The organism is Cellulosimicrobium sp. NPDC057862, assembly GCF_042797035.1.
Lineage (GTDB): Bacteria > Actinomycetota > Actinomycetes > Actinomycetales > Cellulomonadaceae > Cellulosimicrobium.
This window is the reverse complement of record NZ_JBHVMH010000005.1, coordinates 42,694-62,949: the sequence shown is the minus strand read 5'-3', so window position 1 is coordinate 62,949 and position 20,256 is coordinate 42,694. Positions and strand designations below refer to the sequence as shown.

Genomic DNA, 20,256 nt, shown 5'->3' with positions numbered 1-20,256 from the left:
CCCGGGTTCTTCGGCCCGGCCACGGCGCGGGGCCCCCGGGGCGGGCCCCGGGGGCCGGGGCGGCCCCCCCCGGGGCCCCCCCCCCCCCCCCCCCCCCCCACCCCGGGACGTCACTTGGTCTCGTCGGCCTCGGCGTCGGCGACCACGGCCTCCGCGTCGGCGACCACGGCGACCTCGGCAGCAGCCTCGGCCACGACCTCGGCGGCGGCGTCGCCCGGCTCCTCGGCGGCGACCTCGGCAGCAGCCTCGGCGACCTCCTCGGCCGCGGCGGCCTCGACGTTCGCCTCGGCGGCGGTCTCGTCAGCCTCGAGCTGCTTCTCGGCACCGGCGAGGAGCTCGCGCTCCCACTCGGCCAGCGGCTCGGCCTCGGCGCCCGCCTCGGCCTCGGCGCCGGAGCGGCCGGAGTGACGCTGGAGCAGGCCCTCGGCGGCAGCGTCCGCGATCACGCGCGTGAGCAGCGTGACGGAGCGGATGGCGTCGTCGTTGCCGGGGATCTTGTAGTCCACGACGTCGGGGTCGCAGTTGGTGTCGAGGATCGCGACGATCGGGATGTTGAGCTTGCGCGCCTCGTCGACCGCGAGGTGCTCCTTGTTCGTGTCGACGATCCACACGGCGGAGGGGACCTTCGCCATGTCGCGGATGCCGCCGAGCGTGCGGGCGAGCTTGTCCTTCTCGCGACGCAGGACGAGGAGCTCCTTCTTGGTCAGGCCGGAGCCCGCGACGTCGTCGAAGTCGATCTCCTCGAGCTCCTTGAGGCGCTGGAGACGCTTGTGCACCGTGGTGAAGTTGGTGAGCATGCCGCCGAGCCAGCGGTGGTTCACGTACGGCATCCCGACGCGCGCGGCCTGCTCGGCCACGGGCTCCTGGGCCTGCTTCTTGGTGCCGACGAACAGGATGGAGCCGCCGTGCGCGACGGTCTCCTTGACGAACTCGTACGCACGGTCGATGTACGACAGCGACTGCTGGAGGTCGACGATGTAGATGCCGTTGCGCTCGGTGAAGATGAAACGCTTCATCTTCGGGTTCCAACGGCGGGTCTGGTGCCCGAAGTGGACACCGCTCTCGAGGAGCTGGCGCATGGTCACGACGGCCATGACACGTCCTTTCGCCGTGCGGCCCGGGATCCACCCGGTGCGCGCACGCTTCTGGCGGCCCCTCCCGGAGGACGGACCGCGGTGCGGTTGTCGGTGACGACCCTGGTGGTCGCACCCCTGGCGCCACCCGTGCCGACGCCTGCGACGCACCGTTCGAGCAGGTGCGGGCAGGACCGACGCCGGACGCGGCCCCGCCCGGACCGGCAAGAGCCGGGAGGATGGGCGAGGACGTGACGCGCGAAGTCGACCGGCTCCGTCCTCGACCGAGGTGATCACCTCGGGCCGGGCACGGCGAACGCGCCGGTCGCAGCGGCAAGTCTACCCGACGGCAGGGCCGACCACAGCCGCCGGCCGCAGGCGCCGCCGGGGCCGTCGTCCACAGGCCGCAGCGGCTGGCACGGCGTCGCGGGCCTGCGTCGGGCACGCTGGCGCGATGGCTCACGACCGTACCTCTGCGACGACCCGACCACGTGGGGTCGCCCTCGTGCTGTCCGCGCTCCTCCTCGCCCTCGCCCCGGTGGCCTCGGCCGCGCCGGGCGGGAGTCCCGAGGGCGCCCCGGTGGCGTCCCCGGGCTGGGTGCCGCCGCTCGACCGCGCACCCGGCGCCCTGGGCGTGCTCGCGCCGTTCGACCCGCCCCTGCACGACTGGCTGCCCGGCCACCGGGGCGTCGACCTCGCCGCCGCGGCCGGGGAGCCCGTCCTCTCCCCGGCGGACGGGGTGGTCACGTTCGCCGGGCCCGTCGCGGGCCGCGACGTGGTCGTGGTCACGCACGACGACGGGCTCCGCACGTCGCTCGAGCCGGTCACCCCCGTGGCGGCGCGGGGGACGGACGTCGCCGCGGGGAGCGTCCTCGGGACGGTGCAGGCGCCCGAGGACGGCGCCGTCGCGAGCCACTGCGCGGGCACCTGCGTGCACTGGGGCGTCCGGCGGGCGGAGCGCTACGTCGACCCGCTCGCGCTGCTCGGCGAGCGTCCCCCGATCGTGCTGCTCCCGCTCGGGAACCGGTAGTCGGACGACGGCGGCCGCAGGGATGCTCAGGCGCGCGGGAAGGCCTGCTCGAACGAGCTGCGCAGCCGCTCGGCCGTCACGTGGGTGTAGCGCTGCGTCGTCGCGAGCGACGAGTGCCCGAGGATCTCCTGCACGCTGCGCAGGTCTGACCCGCCGGCGAGCAGGTGCGTCGCGGCGCTGTGCCGCAGGTCGTGCGGAGCGACGTCGTCGACCCCGGCGGCGAGCGCGAGGCGGTGCACGACGTCGCGCACCTGCCGCTGACCCCACCGACCGCCCCGGTCCCCGACGAGGAGCGCGGCGCCCGACCGCTCCGTGACGAGCGCCGGCCGACCCGTGTCCAGCCACCGGGTCACGGCACGAGCCGCCGGGACGCCGAACGGCACGACCCGCTCCTTGTCCCCCTTGCCGAGCACCCGGACCACCCGCTGCGACAGGTCCACGTCGTCCACGTCGATCCCCGCGAGCTCGCCCACGCGGATCCCGGCCCCGTACAGCAGCTCGGCGGCCGCCCACTCGCGCAGCCGGGCCGGGTCGCCCTCGCCCGCCGCCTCCCGGGCGGCGTCGAGCATCCGGCCGGCGGCGTCGGCCGTGAGCACGGTCGGCAGGGTGCGCGGGACGCGCGGGCTCGCGAGCCGTGCGGCGGGGTCCGCCGAGACGCGACCGGTCCGGCGTGCCCAGTCGAAGAACGCCCGCGCGGCGGCGCCGCGCCGTGCGAGCGTCGCGCGGGCGAGCCCGCGCTCCGACTGCTCCGTCAGCCACGCCCGCAGGGCGGCGAGGTCGACGTCCTGCGGTGACGTCGCGCCGTGCCGGGCGGCGTGGCCCAGCAGCGCCTCGACGTCGCCCGTGTACGCACGCACCGTGTGCGCGGACGAACCCTGCGCGACCTCGAGCTGGGTCCCGAAGTCCGCGAGCGCCGCGTCGAGCGCCGGCGGCAGGGCGTCGGGTCGGCGCTCGTCCGGCAGGTCGGCGGAGTCGTCGGGACGGGTCGAGCGGGTCATTCCGCCAGTCTCGCGCGCGGGACCGCAGGACCGCCGGAGGCGCTCCGGCCGTTCCCCCCTCCGCCCGCCGCCGTGACTCGTCCGACCGACCTCCTCACCCCGCGCGGACGCGCCGCCATCCGCCGGTCGTCCGCTCGGCGAGGCCGCGGATCTCGAGCCGTCCGAGGGCACCGACGGCCTCCGAGACGGCGAGCCCGGCCGACCGGGCGACCGCGTCCGTCGGCGCCCCCGCGCGCAGCGGCAGGGCGTCCCACGTCCGCGTCTCGACGGCGTCGAGACCGTCGTACGCGGCATCGCGGGGCGCCTTGCGCGTCCCGGCGGCCGGCGCCGCCGGCGCCGCGTCCCGCGCCAGCGCCCCGGCCAGCTCCGCCACCTCGTCGGCGTCGGTGACGCACACGGCGGCACCATCGCGCAGGAGCCGGTGGCAGCCCGTCGACGCCATGGAGGTCACGGGCCCGGGGACGGCGCCGACCGGTCGGGAGAGCTCGGCCGCGCGCACGGCCGTGCTCAGCGACCCGGAGCGCCAGGCCGCCTCCACGACCACGGTCGCCCCTGCGAACGCCGCGATGAGCCGGTTGCGCAAGAGGAAGCGGACCCTGCTGGGCACGGAGCCCGGCGGGACCTCCGACACCACGGCGCCGCCGCCCGTACCCACGACGGCCCGAAGGAGCTCGGTGTTGCCGACCGGGTAGAGCCGGTCCACCCCACCGGCGAGGAACGCGACCGTCGGGGCGGACGACACCAGCGCGGCGCGATGCGCCGCGGCATCGATGCCGTACGCCCCTCCGGAGACGACCGTGAACCCGCGCGCAGCGAGTCCCGAGGCGATCTCCCCCGTCACGTGGCGCCCGTAGTCCGTGCAGGCGCGCGCCCCCACCACCGCGACGGACCGTGCGGCCAGCTCCGCCAGGCGGTCCGACCCCCGGACCCACAGCGCGAGCGGACGGACCGCACCGAGGTCGTCGAGGGCCGTCGGCCAGCCCGGGTCGCCCGGGACGACGAGCGAGCCGTCCAGGCGGTGCAGCACGTGGAGCTCGCGGCGCGGGTCGAGGCCGTCGAGCCGCGGTGCCCAGCGCGCGACGGCGCGCAGGAGCCGCGCGACGGGCCCGCTCCGTGGATCGCGGACGGGCGCGCGCCGGTCGTCGGTCGGCACCGCGGCACCGATCCCGGTCACCCCGAGCAGCCCGTCCAGCCCCTCTCGCTCGTCGCCGAAGTCCTCCGCGAGTCCGACGAGCGACCGGCGTGCCCGGGCCGGGTCGTTCACCGCCTCCACGAGCCAGGCGAGCGCGGCCGGGGCGCCGAGCTGCTCGACGAGCGCGACCGCGACCTCGTCCCCCGGCTCCGCCAGGCGTGACCACGCCGCCCGGGCGAGCCGGTCGTCGGTGACGTCGAACGCCGGGCGCACGGGTGTCGTCGGGCCCGCCCGGCGCTCAGCCACGGTAGCCCCGCGTCCGGAGCGCGAGGCCGGCCCCGACGTCGGCGCGCGTGGGCGCGGCGTGCCCGGCGAGGTCGGCGACGGTCCAGGCGAGACGCAGCACGCGGTCCGCTCCCCGCAGGCTCAGGGTGCCGCGGTCGAGCGCGGTGTCGACGTCCGTCAGGAGGCCCGGGTCGGGCCCGAGCCGGTCGCGCAGCCAGGTGCCGGGCACCTCCGCGTTCGTCCGCCACGGGGTGCCGGCGAGTCGGGTGGCCGCCGTCTCTCGGGCGGCGGCGACGCGCCGCGCGACCGCGACGCTCGGCTCTGGCTGCGCGGCGCCGGCCCGCTCGACCCGGGTGACGGGCCGGACCTCGACCTGGACGTCGACCCGGTCGAGGAGCGGACCGGACAACCGGCCGAAGTAGCGGCGCTGCGCGACGGGCGAGCACGTGCACTCGAGCCCCTTGCCGACGCCCTTGCCGCACGGGCACGGGTTCGCCGCGAGGACGAGCTGGAAGCGCGCGGGGTACCGCGCCGTCCCGCCGGCCCGGTGGATCACGAGCTCGCCGTGCTCGAGCGGCTGACGCAGGGTCTGGAGCACGCGCGCCCCGAACTCCGGCGCCTCGTCCAGGAAGAGGACTCCACGATGGGCGCGCGACGCGGCGCCGGGCCGGGGCAGGCCGCTGCCGCCCCCGACGATCGCTGCCGGGGTGGCCGTGTGGTGCGGGTCCTCGTACGGCGGACGGCGCACGAGCCCGGTTCCGGGATCGAACACCCCGGCCACCGAGTGAACGGCTGTCACCTCGACAGCCTCGCCCTCCGTGAGGTCGGGCAGGATCCCGGGCAGCCGCGACGCGAGCATCGTCTTGCCCGCACCCGGCGCCCCGACGAGCAGCAGGTGATGACCTCCCGCGGCCGCGACCTCGAGCGCGTGCCGTGCCTCGTCCTGACCCACGACGTCCGCGAGGTCCCCCGGCTGCGGGCGCACCGCGGCGGGCCGCGGCACCACGACCGGGGACGCGGCACCGCCCGGGTCGTCGAGCGACGCCCCGTGGAGCCGGGCGACGTCCGCGAGGGTCGTCGCCCCCACGACACGCGCACCGGGGACCAGCCGTGCCTCCTCGACGTCGGCTGCAGGCACGACGACCTCTCGGAACCCCGCGGCGACGGCCGCCGCCACCGCGGGCAGGACGCCGCGCACGGGCTGGAGGCGGCCGTCGAGGCCCAGCTCACCGAGGTGCACCACGTCTTCCACCGCGCGCACCGGGACGACCTGGGCGCCGGCGAGGAGCGCGACCGCGATCGCGAGGTCGAAGCCCGTGCCGGACTTGGGGAGCGCGGCGGGCGAGAGGTTGATCGTGACCTTGCGCTGCGGCCACGGGATGCCCGACGACGTGACGGCCGCACGCACGCGGTCCCTCGACTCGCTGAGCGCCGCGTCCGGGAGCCCGACGAGCACGAACCCGGGCACCGAGGCCGCGAGGTGCGCCTGCACCTCGACGACATGGCCCGACAGCCCGACGAGCGCGACGGCGCGGGTCGTGCCGAGGCCCATCAGGCGCTCACCCCGACGAGGTGCTCCACCTGTGCGGCGCCCGCTCGTGCCACGAGCACGGCGACGACGTCGATGCGGACCGACCGCGCGCGCACGTCGTGGGTCGCGAGCCACTCCCCCGTGAGCCGCCGCAGGCGACCGAGCTTCGCGGGCGTCACGGCCTGGGCGGGGTGCCCGAAGCCGGTGCCTCGACGCGTCTTCACCTCGACGGCGACCAGCACGTCCCCGTCGAGCGCGACGACGTCGAGCTCGCCGCGCGTCCCGCGCCAGTTGCGGTCGAGCAGGGTCCATCCCGCCTCGACCAGGTGGGCCGCGGCCACCCTCTCCCCGTACCGCCCGACGGCGTCCTTCGCTCCCATGGGCTCACCTCCGCCGCCCACCGTGGGCGACGGGGGGACGCACCGCCAGAGACTCGCGACCGCCTGTGGACGGGACCGTCAGGAAGCCGTCCTGTGGACGGCCTGGACCGTGGTCAGAGCTGGAGCTCAGCCTTCGCGAGCTCCTCGACGTTGACGTCCTTGAAGGTCACGACGCGCACGGACTTCACGAACCGTGCCGACCGGTACACGTCCCACACCCACGCGTCGGCGAGCCGCAGCTCGAAGTACACCTCGCCCGCTGCGGAACGCACCTGGAGGTCCACCTGGTTCGCCAGGTAGAAGCGACGTTCGGTCTCCACCACGTACGAGAACAGGCCCACCACGTCGCGGTACTCGCGGTACAGCGCGAGCTCCATCTCGGTCTCGTAGTTCTCGAGGTCTTCGGCGCTCACGCCTCCATCATGGACCATCGAGCGCTCGGCGCCCGCCTCAGCTCGTGGGCAGGGTGGCGTAGGGGTCGAGCTCGAGGACGTCCACGGGCTCCCCGTACGCGGGGACGTCGAGACCCTCGTCGCCCCGCTCGGGCAGCCGCCAGGACCTGCGGTGCTGCGGCGTCGGGCCGTGCTCGCGCAGGGCCTCGACGTGGGCCGCCGCGCCGTAGCCCTTGTTCTGGTCCCACCCGAAGGCGGGGTACTGCCGTGCGAGGCTGGTCATGAGGCCGTCGCGCTCCGTCTTCGCGAGGACGCTCGCCGCGGCGACCGAGGCGCACTGGAGGTCGGCCTTGACCAGCGTGCGCACCCGCGGGTCGACGAGACGCTCGTCGTCGTGCGGGTCGAGGTCGAACGCCTCGAAGAGGTCCACCGCCGAGGGGCGGCTGAGCCAGTCGTGCTTGCCGTCCAGGAGGACGGCGTCGACGTCGCCGACCGTGCGGCGCACCTGGGCGAGCGCCCGGCGGCCCGCGAGGCGCAGCGCACCGACGATGCCGTGCGCGTCGATCTCGGCGGGACCGGCGTGACCCACGGCCCAGGCGACGGACCACGCACGCGCGAGCGGCACGAGGGCCTCGCGCGCGGCCGCGGTGAGGAGCTTGGAGTCGGTGAGCCCGGGAGGGCAGGGCTTCGTCGCGAGGTCGACGACCACGACGCCCACCGAGACCGGCCCGGCGAGCGCCCCGCGACCGACCTCGTCCATGCCGGCGACGAGCCGGGCTCCGTCGCGCAGCATCGCGCGCTCCTGCCGGAGGTCCGGTCGACGACGCGTGGTCGCACGGCGCGCGCGCACGGGCGCGACGGCTGCACGCGCGTCGGGTGCCGCGGGGGGCCCGGGGACGGTGGGAGGCGCGACGGCGTCGAGCGTCACGGCTCCACCTCGGGCACGTCGGCGAACACGTCGCCGGGGTTGCGCAGGAGGCCCAGGTGGGAGAGGGGCCAGACCTTGACGAACGCCGTCCCGACGACGTTGCCCATCGGCACGAACCCGCCGCCGGGCTTGCCCGTGTTGTAGCGCGAGTCCGCCGAGTTCTGCCGGTTGTCGCCCATGACGAACAGCATGTCCTCGGGCACCGTGCGGTCGAACGGGTCCTGGCTGGGGATCGAGCCGGGCTTGATGTAGGTCTCGTCGATCGACACCCCGTTGACGCTCACCCGCCCCTCCGCGTCGCAGCAGACCACGTGGTCTCCCGGCGTGCCGATCACCCGCTTGATGAGGTGCTCACCGGTGTCCTGCGGCAGCAGGCCGATGAAGGTCAGCGCCGCGCGCACCGCCTCCGACACCGGGCTCTCGGCCTGCGGCACCGGCGGCGGCAACCACCCGCCCGGGTCCTTGAACACCACGATGTCGCCCCGGTGCACGTCGAACGCGCCTGGCACGAGCCGGGACACCATCACCCGGTCGCCCTCGACCAGGGTGTCCTCCATCGACGCGCTCGGGATGAAGAACGCCTGCACCAGGAACGTCTTGATGAGCAGCGACAGCACCAGCGCGCTGACCACGATGATCGCCGTCTCGCGCAACAGCGACGACTTCCGCGCCGGGCGTTCCCCGGCCCCGCGACCCGACCGGTGCGCACCAGGCTCCGCGAGGTGCTCCCCGTGCTGCGGGGTCTCCTCGTCGTCCCGAGGACCGAGCGCCGCGCGCTCGGTACCGGCGTCGGGTTGCGGGCCGCGGGGCGGGGCGCTGTCGGTCACGCGTTCACAATGCCACCTTCTGCCGTCTTCCGAGAAACGGACCGGCCCTCGGACCGCGCGTCCGGGGACGACGACGGCGGCCGCCCCGAGGGGACGGCCGCCGTCGTTCGAGCGGAGCGGCAGTACCTGCCGACAGCCGATCAGCGAGCGGGCGCGGTGTCGCGCTTCTCCTTGATCTTCGCCTTCTTGCCGCGCAGCGCGCGGAGGTAGTACAGCTTGGCGCGGCGCACGTCACCGCGCGTCACGACCTCGACCGAGTCGATGGACGGCGAGTGCACGGGGAACGTGCGCTCGACACCCACGCCGAAGCTGATCTTGCGGACCGTGAACGTCTCGCGGACCCCGCTACCCTGACGGGCGATGACGACGCCCTGGAACGCCTGGACGCGGGAGCGGGTGCCCTCGACGACCTTGACGTTGACCTTGAGCGTGTCGCCGGGGCGGAACTCCGGGACGTCGCTGCGCAGCGATGCTGCGTCGACGCTGTCCAGCGTGTGCATGGTGCTTCTCCTCGTCCGCCACAGGTCGGACGCGTGCTCGTGGCCCGGGCGCGCCGGGCCGTCGTGGTCTGTCGGTGGGGTGTGCCGTGCTGCGCGTGGACGGTCGACCACCTCGCGGTCGTCGACGCGTCGTGCCAGTCCGCCCGAGGATCCGGGCGCGGGCTCCCCTGTGGCAGAGGTTCCGGGGCGGCACACACCGATCGACCATTCTGCCACATGCCGGTGACCGGCGGCAGCCCGGGCCCGAGGACGACCCCCCGCGCACCGCGGAGGGTCAGGAGGCGTCGTGCCCGGCGCGGTCGAGGCGGCCGTCGACGACGGACCACCCGGCCTCGGCGAGGACCTCCAGGTCGTGCCGGTCGAGCGTGTCGACGTCGAGCGCGCGCACCATGTCCGGCCGCCGCGCGGCGGTCCGGCGCAGGGCCTGGTCGCGGCGCCAGCGGTGGATGCGCGCGTGGTGGCCCGAGAGCAGCACGTCGGGCACCTCGAGCCCGTCCCAGGCCGGCGGCTTCGTGTACACGGGGTACTCGAGCAGGCCCGCGGCACCGTGCGACTCCTCGACCAGCGACTCGGGGTTGCCCACGACGCCCGGCAGCAGCCGCCCGACCGCCTCGACCATGACGAGCGCGGCGACCTCTCCCCCGTTGAGGACGTAGTCCCCGATCGACAGCTCGCTGACCCGCATCCCGGCCGACCGGTAGTGCTCGGCGACGCGCGCGTCGATCCCCTCGTAGCGCCCGCAGGCGACGACGAGGTGCTCCTCGCTCGCGAGCGCCTCCGCCGTGCGCTGCGTGAAGGTCTCGCCCGACGGCGTCGGCACGACCAGGTGCACGGCGCTGGCCCTGGCCTCGTCACCGTCCGGCGTCCCGGCCGAGAGGCCCGACACGTCGTCGATCGCGCGGCCCCACACGTCGGGGCGCATGACCATGCCCGCCCCGCCGCCGAACGGTGTGTCGTCCACGGTGCGGTGCCGGTCCGTCGTCCAGTCCCGCAGGTCGTGGACGCGCAGGTCGAGGATCCCCGCGGTGCGCGCCTTGCCGACGAGCGACAGGTCGAGCGCGGCGAGGTAGTCGGGGAAGATCGTGACGACGTCGATGCGCACGGTCAGGCCTCGCCGTCGCGCGGGTCGTCCGGCTCGCTCGCGGCGGGGCCCGACGTCTCCTCGCCGCCGTCCGGGGTCGCCACCTCGAGCCGGTCGGCGTCCGACGCGAGCAGCCCGCCCGGCGGGTCGAGCACGACCCGGCCGCCGGCCACGTCGACGAGCGGGACGATCTGCCGGACGAACGGGACGAGCGTGCGGGCGCCCCCGGTCTCGCGCAGCACGAGGACGTCGTGCGCGGGCAGGTGCTCGAGGCCGTCGATGCGTCCGAGGGGCCGGCCGTCCGGGTCCTCCGCGCGGAGCCCGACGAGCTCGTGCGGGTACCACGCGTCCTCCTCGTCGGACGCGTCGACCTCGACCACGAGCTCGACGCCGCGCAGGGCCTCGGCGGCGGTGCGGTCGCGGACGCCCTCGAAGCCGACGAGCCACCGCCCCTGGTGCACCCGAACGGTCCCGACCGTGAGCGGTCCCGCCGTCGCGGGCCGCGTCTCCAGGCGCTCGCCCACGGCGAGGCGCTCCTCGGGATCGTCGGTGCGCAGGTCGAGCGCGACCTCGCCACGCAGTCCGTGCGCCTTGCCGACGCGCGCGACGGTCAGCTCCATGGTCGTCACTCCTCCGGTGGTCCTGTTCAGGGGTGGTGCCGGGTCGGCACCTGGTCGGGTGGCGGGAACAGGAAGGCCCGGCCCGCCGGTCGGCGGGCCGGGCCTAGCCCGTGGCCCCTCGCGGGGCACGATGTGCGGGCCTCAGCGGCGGTCGACGTCCACGACGTCGACGCGGACCGGCCCGTCGGTCGCGAGCGCGCCGATCACCGTGCGCAGGGCACGGGCGGTGCGTCCGCCACGACCGATCACGCGGCCGAGGTCGTCCGGGTGCACCCGGACCTCGAGCAGGTCACCGCGACGCAGCGTCTTCGCGTTCACCCGGACGTCGTCCGGGTTGTCCACGATGCCACGCACGAGGTGCTCGAGCGCCTCGGCGATCATCAGGCCTGCTCGTCGGCAGCGGCCTCGTCGGCCGTGTCGGCGGGCTCCTCGGCCGGAGCCTCGGTCTTCTTCTCGGCAGCCTTGGCCTTGACCTTCTCCGCGTCCGCGGCGGCGGCCTCGATCGCGGCGGCCGGGTCGACCTTCTCGCCCTTGACCTTGAGCGTGCCCTCGGCCCCGGGCAGGCCCTTGAACTTCTGCCAGTCGCCCGTGATCTTGAGGAGCGCGAGCACCTGCTCGGTCGGCTGCGCGCCGACGCCGAGCCAGTACTGGGCGCGGTCCGAGGTGATCTCGATGAACGAGGGCTCCTCGGTCGGGTGGTACTTGCCGATCTCCTCGATCACGCGACCGTCACGCTTGGTGCGCGAGTCCGCGACGACGACACGGTAGTACGGCGCACGGATCTTGCCGAGACGCTTCAGACGAATCTTGACGGCCACAGTGGTGGTCTCTCCTGGTTCTGGTTCGGGCGAACCCGGACCCGTCCCGTGGGGACAGGACGAGGAAGGGGTTCAGGACACGGCACGCGCCGGAGAGAGGGGCCGGGGCACGCCGAGTACCGGGACATTGTGCCAGACCGGACCGGCCGGGACCAACCTGCGCGCGACCCCTCAGCCCGCGTGCGGGGCGACGATCTCGCCGCGGAGCACGATCGCCGTCGGCGCGCGCAGGACGCCGACGTCCTGGCGCGGGTCCTGCGGGTACACGACGAAGTCCGCCGACGCGCCCTCGACGAGCGACGTGTAGCCGAGGTACTCCCGGCCCTGCCAGCTCGCCGCCGCGACGACCGCCGCGTCGGGGATGCCGGCGGCCACGAGCTCGGCGCACTCGTCCGCGAGGCGGCCGTGCCCGATCGTCCCGCCCGCGTCCGTCCCCACGAGGATCTGGATGCCCGCCTCGTACAGCGCCCGGGCCTGCTCGTACCTCCGCTCGTGCAGCCGTCGCATGCGCGCCGCGAACACCGGGTACTTCGCGTCGGCCTGCCGGGCGATCGCCTCGAACTGGCCGACCTGCAACAGGGTGGGCGTGACCGCGACCCCGCGCTCGGAGATCTCGTACATCAGGTCGGGGTCGATCCCCGTGCCGTGCTCGATCCCGTCGACGCCCGCGGCGAGCAGGGACGGGATCACCTCCTCGGAGAAGGCGTGCACGGTGACGCGCGCGGCCTCGGCGTGCGCGGCGGCGACGGCCTCGGCGAGGACGTCGTCGGGCCACAGCGGCCGGAGGTCTCCCTCGGCCCCGAGGTCGCGGTCGATCCAGTCGCCCACGATCTTCACCCAGCCGTCGCCCTGGCGCGCCTCGCGCCGCACGGCCTCGGGGAGCTGGGCGACGTCCTCGAGCTCGAGCCCGTAGCTCCGCAGGTAGCGCTTGGGGCGCGCGAGGTGCCGCCCGGCCCGCACGAGCCGCGGCAGGTCGCGCCGCCCGTGGACCCACCGCGTGTCGAGCGGCGAGCCCGCGTCGCGCACGAGGAGGACGCCGCTGTCGCGGTCCGTGACGGCCTGGTCCTGCGCCGTCGCCGCGTCGACCGCGCCCTGGGCACCCAGGCCGACGTGGCAGTGCACGTCGACGAGGCCGGGCAGGACCCAGCCCTCGAGCTCGACCATGTTGGTGCCCTGCGCCGACGGTCGGGTGAGACTGATCCGCCCGTCCTTGACCCACAGGTCGCCCACCTCGCGGTCGTCGCCGACGATGACGTGGCCGCGGACGTGCAGCGTGGGGCCTTCCAGCGCGGACATGCGGCTCCTGGGTGAGGACGGTCAGGACGGTCGGCCCGGTTCGCGGACGCGGGCAGGCACCGGGCAGGTGCCACGGACATAACCTAGCGCCCGGGCGCCCCCGGGACGCAGCCGGGACACGGGCGCGTGCGGTGGGTAGGCGCCGGTCCGGTCAGCGGCCGAGCAGCTTCTCGAACCCGGGCGGGAGCTGGAGGTCGTCCGGCGACGGCTGTGCGGGCTCGTCGGCCCGGCCCACGCCGAACGCCGAGCCGGCGGGTGCCGCCGGACCCGTGGCCTCTCCCGCCGCTCGCGCCGCGGCCGCGCGCTCCTGCGCTGCGCGCTTCGCCGGGTTGCCCGACCTGCCCTTGACCTTGCGCTGGGGTGCCTGGCGCCCGCGCGCCTTCTTGCCGCCCATGCCCGGGAGGTTGCCCATGCCCGGCATCCCCGGCATCCCGCCGCCGCGGCTCATCTGCCGCATCATCTTCTGCGCGCCCGCGAACCGCTCCAGGAGCTGGTTGACGTCGCTCGTCGTCACACCGGAGCCTCGCGCGATGCGCGCGCGGCGCGACCCGTTGATGATCTTCGGGTTGTCGCGCTCCGCGGGGGTCATCGAGCGGATGATCGCCTCGATCCGGTCGACCTCGCGCTCGTCGAAGTTGTCGAGCGCCTCGCGCATCTGGCCCATGCCCGGGAGCATCCCGAGCATCTTCTTCATCGAGCCCATGTTCTTCATCTGCTGCATCTGCACCAGGAAGTCGGCGAGCGTGAAGTCCTGCCCCGTGGCGACCTTCTCCGCCATCTTCGCGGCCTGCTCGGCGTCGAACGCCTTCTCTGCCTGCTCGATGAGCGTGAGGACGTCGCCCATGTCGAGGATGCGCGACGCCATGCGGTCCGGGTGGAACGCCTCGAAGTCGGTGAGCTTCTCGCCCGTGGACGCGAAGAGGATCGGGCGCCCGGTGACGCCGCGCACCGACAGCGCGGCACCACCGCGCGCGTCGCCGTCGAGCTTCGTGAGCACGACGCCCGTGAAGTCGACGCCCTCCTCGAACGCCTTCGCGGTCGCGACGGCGTCCTGGCCGATCATCGCGTCGATGACGAAGAGGACCTCGTCCGGCTGGACGGCGTCGCGGATGTCCGAGGCCTGCTGCATGAGCACGGCGTCGAGACCGAGGCGGCCCGCGGTGTCGACGATGACGACGTCGTGCTGGCGCTGGCGCGCCGTCTCGACGCCCTCGCGCGCGACGGCGACCGGGTCGCCGATGACGTCGTCGACCTCGACGCCGCTCTGGTTGCCCGGGTGCGGGGCGAACACCGGGACCCCGGCGCGCTCGGCGACGACGCTGAGCTGGGTGACCGCGTTCGGCCGCTGGAGGTCCGCGGCGACGAGGAGCGGCGTGTGCCCCTGCTCGCGCAGGTGCAGCGCCAGCTTTCCGGCGAGCGTCGTCTTGCCCGCGCCCTGGAGACCCGCGAGCATGATGACCGTCGGCGGCGTCTTGGAGAACCGCAGCCCGCGGCTCTCGCCGCCGAGGATGCCGACGAGCTCCTCGTTGACGATCTTCACGACCTGCTGCGCCGGGTTGAGCGCGCCCGAGACCTCGGACGAGAGCGCCCGCTCGCGCACGGTCGCGCTGAACTCGCGGACGACGGGGACCGCCACGTCGGCGTCGAGCAGCGCGCGCCGGATCTCCCGGATCGTCGCGTCGATGTCCGCCTCGGACAGCCGGCCCTTGGAACGCAGGTTCTTGAAGGTCGAAGTCAGTCGGTCCGACAGCGTGTTGAACACCGCGTCATCCTCACCAGTCGTCGGAAGTCTCGTCTGCGTCGGCGCTCCCGCCTGCCCTCGCCCGAGGCCGGGCACGGGCTGGCGGAGGACGGGCCGTCCGCGAGGGACCAGCCTACCCGGCGGCGTCCGGATCTCTCGGCACGTCTCTGCGCACAGCCCCCAGCGCGCGCAGCGTCTCCCCCACGAGGTCGTCGACGAGCCGCGCCCGCCACGCGGTCCACGCGCTCGGCCCGAGGGACGACGCGTCCGCCTCGGTCAGCGCGCGCAGCACCCGGAGGAGCTCCGGCCGGTGGTCGACGGCGTCGGCGAGCTCCGCGACCGTCGCCGGGTCGTCCGGGTCCTCGCTCACCGCGAGCCGGGACAGCGTCAGGTGGTGCCGCACGAGGCGCTCCACGTCGGCCACGACCTCGGGCTCGAAGCCCATGCGGCCGAGGATCGCGGGGACCAGCCGCGCGCCCTCGACCGAGTGGTCGACGGCGCCCGCGCGCTTGCCGATGTCGTGCAGCACCGCGGACAGCAGGAGCAGGTCCGGTCGCTCGACGTCCTTGCGGCCCCGGGCCGCGCGCGCCACGACCTCCACGAGGTGACGGTCGACGGTGTGCCGGTGCACGGCCGCGCGCTGCGGACGGTTGCGCACTCCGGCCCACTCCGGGATCCACGTGGTCACCACGCCGGCGAGGTCGAGCGCCTCCCACACGGCGACCTGGGCCTGCCCCGAGCCCAGCAGCGAGAGGAACGCCGCGCGCGCGGCCCGCGGCCACGGCTCGGGGAGGGGCGGGCACTGGGCGAGGCTCGCGACCGAGACCGGGGAGAGCGTGAGGCCCGTCCGCGCGGCGGTGGCGGCGGCGCGCAGCGAGAGGAGGGGGTCGGACGCGGGGTGGGCGTCCACCGCGAGCACGAGCTCGCCGTCGTGCTCGACGAGCCCGTCGCCGACGGACCGCAGCCGCGGTGCCGCCCGGCGGCCCCGGACGAGGACCGGACGGCGGGCGATCGAGGGCCGCTGGAGCGCCTGGCGGGCGCGGCGGACCGTCGTGTCGAGCGCGTAGGAGACCTCGCGGCCGGCCGCGGCGAGGCTCGCGAGCAGCTCGTCGGGGTCGTCGAACCCGGACAGCGCGGCGACCTCGTCGAGGTCGGCGAGCAGGAGACGGCTCGTGTGCCGTCCGGTGACGACCTGCAAGGTGTCGCGCACGTCCAGCAGGTGCGCGTGCGCACGGTCGACCGACCCGTGCGGACGGTCCGTGAGCCACGTCGCGGCCAGTGCCGAGAGCACGACCGCGTCCCGGATCCCGCCGCGCGACTCCTTGAGGTCGGGCTCGATGAGGTACGCGAGCTCGCCGGACCGCTCGGCACGCTCGCGCGTCGAGGAGAGCAGGTCGGGCAGGCGGCGACGCGACGCCGAGCGCCAGTCCGTGAGGACCGCGGACGACGCCCGGTGCACGACGACCGCGTCTCCCGCCACCGCACGCACGTCGAGCCAGCCGACGGCCGCGGGGACGTCCTTGGACGCCACCTGGCGGCACTGCGAGAGCGAGCGCACCGAGTGGTCGAGGTCGACCCCGGCGTCCCAGAGCGGGTACCACAGGCGCTCGGCGACCCGCGCGACGTCGTCGGCCGCGTGGCTGCGGCCGTCGTGGACGAGGACGAGGTCGAGGTCGCTCGCGGGCCCCATGTCGCCCCGGCCGAGGCTGCCCACGGCGGCGAGCGCGATGCCGTCGGGCACGACGCCGTCGGTCGCCTCACGCCACAGGCCCTGGAGGGACGACGTCACGAGGTCGACGACGGCGGCCCGGCGCGCGACCCCGCTGCGGCCGGGTCCGCTCATGGACCGCGCGACGTCGAGCATCCGCGCGCGGAGGTCCCGCACCCCCTCGGGGTGCGGGACCTCCGCGCTCTGCTCGCCCGGCTGCTGCCCGAGGCGCCCCGCCGATCCCCCTGCGACCCCGCCCGTGGTCGGGGTGTCGGCGTGGTCGGTCATCCGATGGTCCGTCGCCTCACAGAGCGCCGGGGCCGTGCTCGCCCGTGCGCACGCGGGCGACGTCGTCCACCGGGACCGTCCAGACCTTGCCGTCGCCGATCTTGCCGGTCTGCGCCGCCTTGACGATCACCTCGGTGACCACGGTCGCGTCGGCGTCGTCGACGAGGACCTCGATGCGGACCTTGGGCACCAGGTCGACGGTGTACTCGGCGCCGCGGTAGACCTCGGTGTGGCCCTTCTGGCGCCCGTAGCCGCTGGCCTCGCTGACCGTCATGCCCCGCACGCCCGCGGCCTCGAGCGCCGACTTCACGTCGTCGAGCCGGTGCGGCTGGATGATTCCCGTGACGAGCTTCATGCCCGCACCTCCTTGATGACGCTGCCCTGCTGGATGGACTCGTACGCCGTCTCGCCGTGGACCGCGAGGTCGATGCCGCCGACCTCGGCGTCCTCGCTGACCCGCCAGCCCATCGTGACCTTGAGGATCAGGCCGATGACGAGCGTGGTGGCCGCCGAGAACACGATGGCGACGAGGGCGATGAGGATCTGCACGACGAGCTGCTGCGCGCCGCCGCCGAAGAACAGGCCCGTGTCGGTGGCGAGGAAGCCGATCGCGACGGTACCCCAGAGGCCCGAGACCAGGTGGACACCGACGACGTCGAGCGAGTCGTCGTAGCCGAACCGGTACTTGAGCCCGACCGCGAGCGCGGAGAGCGCGCCGGCGACGAGACCGAGGACGATCGACGTCACCGGGTTGAGGGCTCCAGCGGCCGGCGTGATCGCGACGAGACCCGCCACGACGCCGGACGCCGCACCGAGCGACGTCGCGTGGCCGTCGCGGATCTTCTCCGTGAGGAGCCAGCCGATGATGCCCGCCGCGGTGGCGCTCGTCGTGTTGACCCAGGCGAGCCCGGCGGTCTCGTTGGCCCCGAAGGCCGAGCCCGCGTTGAAGCCGAACCAGCCGAACCACAGGAGCGCCGCACCGAGCATGACGAACGGCAGGTTGTGCGGGCGCATCGGCTCCTTGCCGAAGCCCTTGCGCTTGCCGATGAGGATCGCGAGCACGAGGGCCGCGACACCGGCGTTGATGTGGACGACCGTGCCGCCCGCGAAGTCGATCGGCGCGACCGTGGCGGCGCCGTCGGTCACCCCGAAGATCCTCGCCGCGAGGCCGTTCTCGTTGCCCGAGAGGAAGCCGCCGCCCCAGACCATGTGGGCGAGCGGGAAGTACGTCACGGTGACCCAGATCGCCGTGAAGGTGAGCCACGTGCCGAACTTGACGCGGTCGGCCAGCGCACCGGAGATGAGCGCGACCGTGATGATCGCGAACGTCACCTGGAACGCGATGTCCACCACGTTCGGGTAGTTGCCGAGCGTGCTCGCCACGGCGCTGCCGTCGGCGTCGGTGATCGCGCCCGAGAGGCCGAACTGCGCGAACGGGCTGGCGACGAGGCCACCCGTCCCGGCCTCGCCGTAGGACATCGACCAGCCCCACAGCACGTAGACGACGCCCACGACGGCCATCGCGCCGAACGACATCATCATCATGTTCAGCACGGACTTGGCGCGGACCATGCCGCCGTAGAAGAACGCCAGTCCGGGCGTCATCAGGAGCACGAGGGATGCTGAGGTCAGCATCCACGCGGTTGCCCCGGTGTCCCACTCCATCGGATCATCTCCCCTCGCCAGCCGGGCGGCCGGTCGGGGACTACGGTGGTGCGGGCGGGTTTCCCCCGCGGTGTCGGCGTGTTACGCGGGTGTGACAAGCGTTCCTCGGACGTAAACGTTCCGTTTCACCCGGGTGGAGGCGCCGCGCGGCGTCCGGATCGCGACACGCTCGTGATCGCACCGTGACACGACCGTGACCCGCCGCGGGGCGTCAGTCAGTCGCCGAGGAGACCGTCGACGAACTGCTCCGGGACGAACGGGGCGAGGTCGTCAGGGCCCTCCCCCAGCCCGACGAGCTTCACGGGGACGCCCAGCTCGCGCTGGACCGCGACGACGATGCCGCCGCGCGCGGTGCCGTCGAGCTTCGTCAGGACGATGCCGGTGACGCCCGCGACCTCGCCGAAGACGCGCGCCTGGTTGAGCCCGTTCTGCCCCGTCGTCGCGTCGAGGACGAGGAGGACCTCGGAGAGCGGCGCCTCCTTGGTGATGACGCGCCGGATCTTGCCCAGCTCGTCCATGAGGCCCTGCTTGTTCTGGAGCCGCCCGGCGGTGTCGACGAGCACGACGTCCACGCCCTCGGTGCGGCCGCGGCGCACGGCGTCGAACGCCACGGCGGCGGGGTCGGCACCGTCGCGGTCGGACCGCACGGTCGGGACGCCCACGCGCGAGCCCCAGGTCTCGAGCTGGTCCGCGGCCGCGGCACGGAACGTGTCGGCCGCGCCGAGCACGACGCTGCGGTCCTCCGCGACGAGCACGCGCGCGAGCTTGCCCACCGTCGTGGTCTTGCCCGTGCCGTTGACGCCGACGACGAGCACCACGGCCGGGACCGGGCTCCCGTCGTCCCCGGCGTGGGGAGAGGTCGCCAGCGACCGGTCGAGCGACGGGTCCACGAGCGCGACGAGCTCGGTGCGCAGCAGGTCGCGCACGCTCGCCGCGTCCCGCACCCCGAGGACCCGGACCTTGGTGCGCAGCGCGTCGATGAGCTCGCCGGCCGGACCGGCACCCACGTCCGCGAGCAGGAGCGTCTCCTCGAGCTCGTCCCAGTCGTCCTCGGTGAGGTGGTCGCGCGAGAGCACGGAGAGGAGGCGGGCGCCGAGCGGCGAGCCGGACCGCGCGAGCCGCTCACGGAGCCGGACGAGGCGACCGCCCACGGGCTCGGGGCGCTCGACGGTCGGTGCGGGGGCAGCCTCCGCCGCCGGCGGGGCGTGGTCCTCCGCCTCCGGGGGGGCCGCCGCGGCCTCGCGGGTCGCGGGAGGCTCGACCGGTGCGGCGGGAGGGGACTCGACGACGTCGCGGCGGCGTCGGCGGACCGACACGGTCCCGAAGGTCACGAGGCCGACGACGAGCAGGACGCCGAGGACGATCCAGAGCGGGAGGAGGTCGTTCACCCCGGAAGTCTCTCAGACGAGAGCGGAGGTGACGCGGTGGTGACCCGGCGGCGGCTACGCCTGGGGAGGACGCTCCCCCGGGTGCAGCGGCCGCACGCGCTCGCGCGCGCGGTGCAGGACGTCGGTCAGCTCCTCCGCGTCGACGTACGCGTTCGACGTCACCTCGGTCGCGGTGAAGAAGTCGTCGATGCTCGTGTCCACGGGTCGGGGCATGCGCACGGTCCCGACGTGGTGCGCGTCGAGGCTCCCGCGCCGGCGCCGCCGACGCAGCCCCGAGCGGAAGTCGCGCCAGAACGCGCGCATCCACTGGTCTCCGGACCGGTCCCCCTGCGCGGCCGACGACTGGGCCTCCGAACGCGCGACGACGCTCGCGAACAGGAACACGACAGCGGCGACGCCGAGCGTGAGCCCCAGCCACACGAACATCCAGACCATGAGGTCCAGTATCCGGGTCGAAGCAGCCGCCGCGACCGGTGCCACGCCGTGCCGTCCGATCAGCACTACATCTTCACAAGGCCCGGAATTCCAACGATTTCGAGGCATCGATGCAGGTCGGCGGGGTGCTCCCGCACGGG

The 20,256-nt window shown here is 74.7% G+C and carries 21 protein-coding genes; 1 reads left to right on the top strand and 20 read right to left on the bottom strand.

Annotated elements, in window-relative coordinates; translation table 11 throughout:
* Positions 1-110: 110 nt before the first annotated feature.
* The gene (rpsB, locus tag ACFVN3_RS08855; protein ID WP_378232423.1) at positions 111-1,094 is read right to left on the bottom strand and encodes a 30S ribosomal protein S2; all 984 of its coding nucleotides are present in this window, start codon (positions 1,092-1,094) and stop codon (positions 111-113) included.
* 433 nt (positions 1,095-1,527) lie between these two features.
* Here rpsB and ACFVN3_RS08850 point away from each other — a divergent pair, with 433 nt between their 5' ends.
* Positions 1,528-2,103, top strand: a complete 576-nt coding sequence (locus ACFVN3_RS08850) for a M23 family metallopeptidase (RefSeq protein ID WP_378232421.1) — start codon at positions 1,528-1,530, stop codon at positions 2,101-2,103.
* A 26-nt stretch (positions 2,104-2,129) separates the two neighbouring features.
* On the opposite strand, the gene ACFVN3_RS08845 is transcribed toward ACFVN3_RS08850, so the two are convergent.
* The 19 genes from ACFVN3_RS08845 to ACFVN3_RS08755 all read right to left on the bottom strand — a co-directional run bounded on the left by ACFVN3_RS08845 (position 2,130) and on the right by ACFVN3_RS08755 (position 20,116).
* On the bottom strand, positions 2,130-3,101 hold the full coding sequence (locus ACFVN3_RS08845; protein ID WP_378232419.1) for a tyrosine recombinase XerC: 972 nt from the start codon (positions 3,099-3,101) through the stop codon (positions 2,130-2,132).
* A gap of 94 nt (positions 3,102-3,195) precedes the next feature.
* Positions 3,196-4,539 (bottom strand): DNA-processing protein DprA, encoded by a 1,344-nt coding sequence (gene dprA, locus ACFVN3_RS08840; RefSeq protein WP_378232418.1) that lies wholly within the window; start codon positions 4,537-4,539, stop codon positions 3,196-3,198.
* Positions 4,532-6,070 (bottom strand): YifB family Mg chelatase-like AAA ATPase, encoded by a 1,539-nt coding sequence (locus ACFVN3_RS08835; protein WP_378232417.1) that lies wholly within the window; start codon positions 6,068-6,070, stop codon positions 4,532-4,534. The genes dprA and ACFVN3_RS08835 overlap by 8 nt, the downstream gene beginning before the upstream one ends.
* A complete protein-coding gene (locus tag ACFVN3_RS08830; protein WP_047232652.1) occupies positions 6,070-6,429 on the bottom strand; it encodes a YraN family protein in 360 nt (119 codons plus the stop codon). The genes ACFVN3_RS08835 and ACFVN3_RS08830 overlap by 1 nt, the downstream gene beginning before the upstream one ends.
* A gap of 113 nt (positions 6,430-6,542) precedes the next feature.
* Positions 6,543-6,842, bottom strand: a complete 300-nt coding sequence (locus ACFVN3_RS08825) for a DUF2469 domain-containing protein (RefSeq protein ID WP_024840525.1) — start codon at positions 6,840-6,842, stop codon at positions 6,543-6,545.
* A gap of 37 nt (positions 6,843-6,879) precedes the next feature.
* A complete protein-coding gene (locus ACFVN3_RS08820) occupies positions 6,880-7,614 on the bottom strand; it encodes a ribonuclease HII (RefSeq protein ID WP_378232580.1) in 735 nt (244 codons plus the stop codon).
* A 131-nt stretch (positions 7,615-7,745) separates the two neighbouring features.
* The gene (gene lepB, locus ACFVN3_RS08815; RefSeq protein ID WP_378232416.1) at positions 7,746-8,576 is read right to left on the bottom strand and encodes a signal peptidase I; all 831 of its coding nucleotides are present in this window, start codon (positions 8,574-8,576) and stop codon (positions 7,746-7,748) included.
* 140 nt (positions 8,577-8,716) lie between these two features.
* Complete coding sequence (gene rplS, locus ACFVN3_RS08810) at positions 8,717-9,076, bottom strand: 50S ribosomal protein L19 (RefSeq protein WP_378232414.1); 360 nt, start codon at positions 9,074-9,076, stop codon at positions 8,717-8,719.
* Positions 9,077-9,350: 274 nt separating this feature from the next.
* The gene (gene trmD, locus ACFVN3_RS08805) at positions 9,351-10,178 is read right to left on the bottom strand and encodes a tRNA (guanosine(37)-N1)-methyltransferase TrmD (protein ID WP_378232413.1); all 828 of its coding nucleotides are present in this window, start codon (positions 10,176-10,178) and stop codon (positions 9,351-9,353) included.
* A gap of 2 nt (positions 10,179-10,180) precedes the next feature.
* Positions 10,181-10,777: a ribosome maturation factor RimM gene (gene rimM / locus ACFVN3_RS08800; protein ID WP_378232412.1), complete on the bottom strand. Its 597-nt coding sequence runs from the start codon at positions 10,775-10,777 to the stop codon at positions 10,181-10,183.
* A 141-nt stretch (positions 10,778-10,918) separates the two neighbouring features.
* A complete protein-coding gene (locus tag ACFVN3_RS08795) occupies positions 10,919-11,158 on the bottom strand; it encodes an RNA-binding protein (RefSeq protein ID WP_024840519.1) in 240 nt (79 codons plus the stop codon).
* On the bottom strand, positions 11,158-11,595 hold the full coding sequence (gene rpsP, locus ACFVN3_RS08790) for a 30S ribosomal protein S16 (protein ID WP_047232648.1): 438 nt from the start codon (positions 11,593-11,595) through the stop codon (positions 11,158-11,160). The genes ACFVN3_RS08795 and rpsP overlap by 1 nt, the downstream gene beginning before the upstream one ends.
* 171 nt (positions 11,596-11,766) lie before the next feature.
* Positions 11,767-12,891: an amidohydrolase family protein gene (locus ACFVN3_RS08785; RefSeq protein WP_378232411.1), complete on the bottom strand. Its 1,125-nt coding sequence runs from the start codon at positions 12,889-12,891 to the stop codon at positions 11,767-11,769.
* Positions 12,892-13,042: 151 nt separating this feature from the next.
* On the bottom strand, positions 13,043-14,653 hold the full coding sequence (ffh, locus tag ACFVN3_RS08780; protein WP_378232410.1) for a signal recognition particle protein: 1,611 nt from the start codon (positions 14,651-14,653) through the stop codon (positions 13,043-13,045).
* Between the two features lie 112 nt (positions 14,654-14,765).
* Positions 14,766-16,628 carry a [protein-PII] uridylyltransferase gene (locus ACFVN3_RS08775; RefSeq protein WP_378232409.1) on the bottom strand — a complete coding sequence of 621 codons (1,863 nt, stop codon included), beginning with the start codon at positions 16,626-16,628 and terminating at the stop codon, positions 14,766-14,768.
* Between the two features lie 16 nt (positions 16,629-16,644).
* Positions 16,645-16,983, bottom strand: coding sequence for a P-II family nitrogen regulator (locus ACFVN3_RS08770; RefSeq protein ID WP_047232645.1), 339 nt, complete (start codon positions 16,981-16,983; stop codon positions 16,645-16,647).
* Positions 16,980-18,293 (bottom strand): ammonium transporter, encoded by a 1,314-nt coding sequence (locus ACFVN3_RS08765; protein WP_378232407.1) that lies wholly within the window; start codon positions 18,291-18,293, stop codon positions 16,980-16,982. Before ACFVN3_RS08765 ends, ACFVN3_RS08770 begins: the two co-directional genes overlap by 4 nt.
* Before the next feature lie 215 nt (positions 18,294-18,508).
* Entirely contained in the window at positions 18,509-19,681 is a 1,173-nt protein-coding gene (gene ftsY / locus ACFVN3_RS08760) for a signal recognition particle-docking protein FtsY (protein WP_378232406.1), read from the bottom strand.
* 54 nt (positions 19,682-19,735) lie between these two features.
* A complete protein-coding gene (locus tag ACFVN3_RS08755; RefSeq protein WP_378232404.1) occupies positions 19,736-20,116 on the bottom strand; it encodes a hypothetical protein in 381 nt (126 codons plus the stop codon).
* Positions 20,117-20,256: the final 140 nt, after the last annotated feature.

Bases quoted from the DNA above. Each gene is read 5' to 3' on its own strand.
- ACFVN3_RS08795 (WP_024840519.1), bottom strand. From the start codon at position 11,158: ATGATCGCCGAGGCGCTCGAGCACCTCGTGCGTGGCATCGTGGACAAC.
- ACFVN3_RS08770 (WP_047232645.1), bottom strand. From the start codon at position 16,983: ATGAAGCTCGTCACGGGAATCATCCAGCCGCACCGGCTCGACGACGTG.
- ACFVN3_RS08765 (WP_378232407.1), bottom strand. From the start codon at position 18,293: ATGGAGTGGGACACCGGGGCAACCGCGTGGATGCTGACCTCAGCATCC.
- ACFVN3_RS08830 (WP_047232652.1), bottom strand. From the start codon at position 6,429: ATGGGAGCGAAGGACGCCGTCGGGCGGTACGGGGAGAGGGTGGCCGCG.
- ACFVN3_RS08755 (WP_378232404.1), bottom strand. From the start codon at position 20,116: ATGGTCTGGATGTTCGTGTGGCTGGGGCTCACGCTCGGCGTCGCCGCT.
- ACFVN3_RS08785 (WP_378232411.1), bottom strand. From the start codon at position 12,891: ATGTCCGCGCTGGAAGGCCCCACGCTGCACGTCCGCGGCCACGTCATC.
- ACFVN3_RS08835 (WP_378232417.1), bottom strand. From the start codon at position 6,070: ATGGGCCTCGGCACGACCCGCGCCGTCGCGCTCGTCGGGCTGTCGGGC.
- rplS (WP_378232414.1), bottom strand. From the start codon at position 9,076: ATGCACACGCTGGACAGCGTCGACGCAGCATCGCTGCGCAGCGACGTC.
- rimM (WP_378232412.1), bottom strand. From the start codon at position 10,777: ATGGAGCTGACCGTCGCGCGCGTCGGCAAGGCGCACGGACTGCGTGGC.
- rpsB (WP_378232423.1), bottom strand. From the start codon at position 1,094: ATGGCCGTCGTGACCATGCGCCAGCTCCTCGAGAGCGGTGTCCACTTC.
- ACFVN3_RS08845 (WP_378232419.1), bottom strand. From the start codon at position 3,101: ATGACCCGCTCGACCCGTCCCGACGACTCCGCCGACCTGCCGGACGAG.
- ACFVN3_RS08850 (WP_378232421.1), top strand. From the start codon at position 1,528: ATGGCTCACGACCGTACCTCTGCGACGACCCGACCACGTGGGGTCGCC.
- ACFVN3_RS08820 (WP_378232580.1), bottom strand. From the start codon at position 7,614: ATGCTGCGCGACGGAGCCCGGCTCGTCGCCGGCATGGACGAGGTCGGT.
- ACFVN3_RS08775 (WP_378232409.1), bottom strand. From the start codon at position 16,628: ATGACCGACCACGCCGACACCCCGACCACGGGCGGGGTCGCAGGGGGA.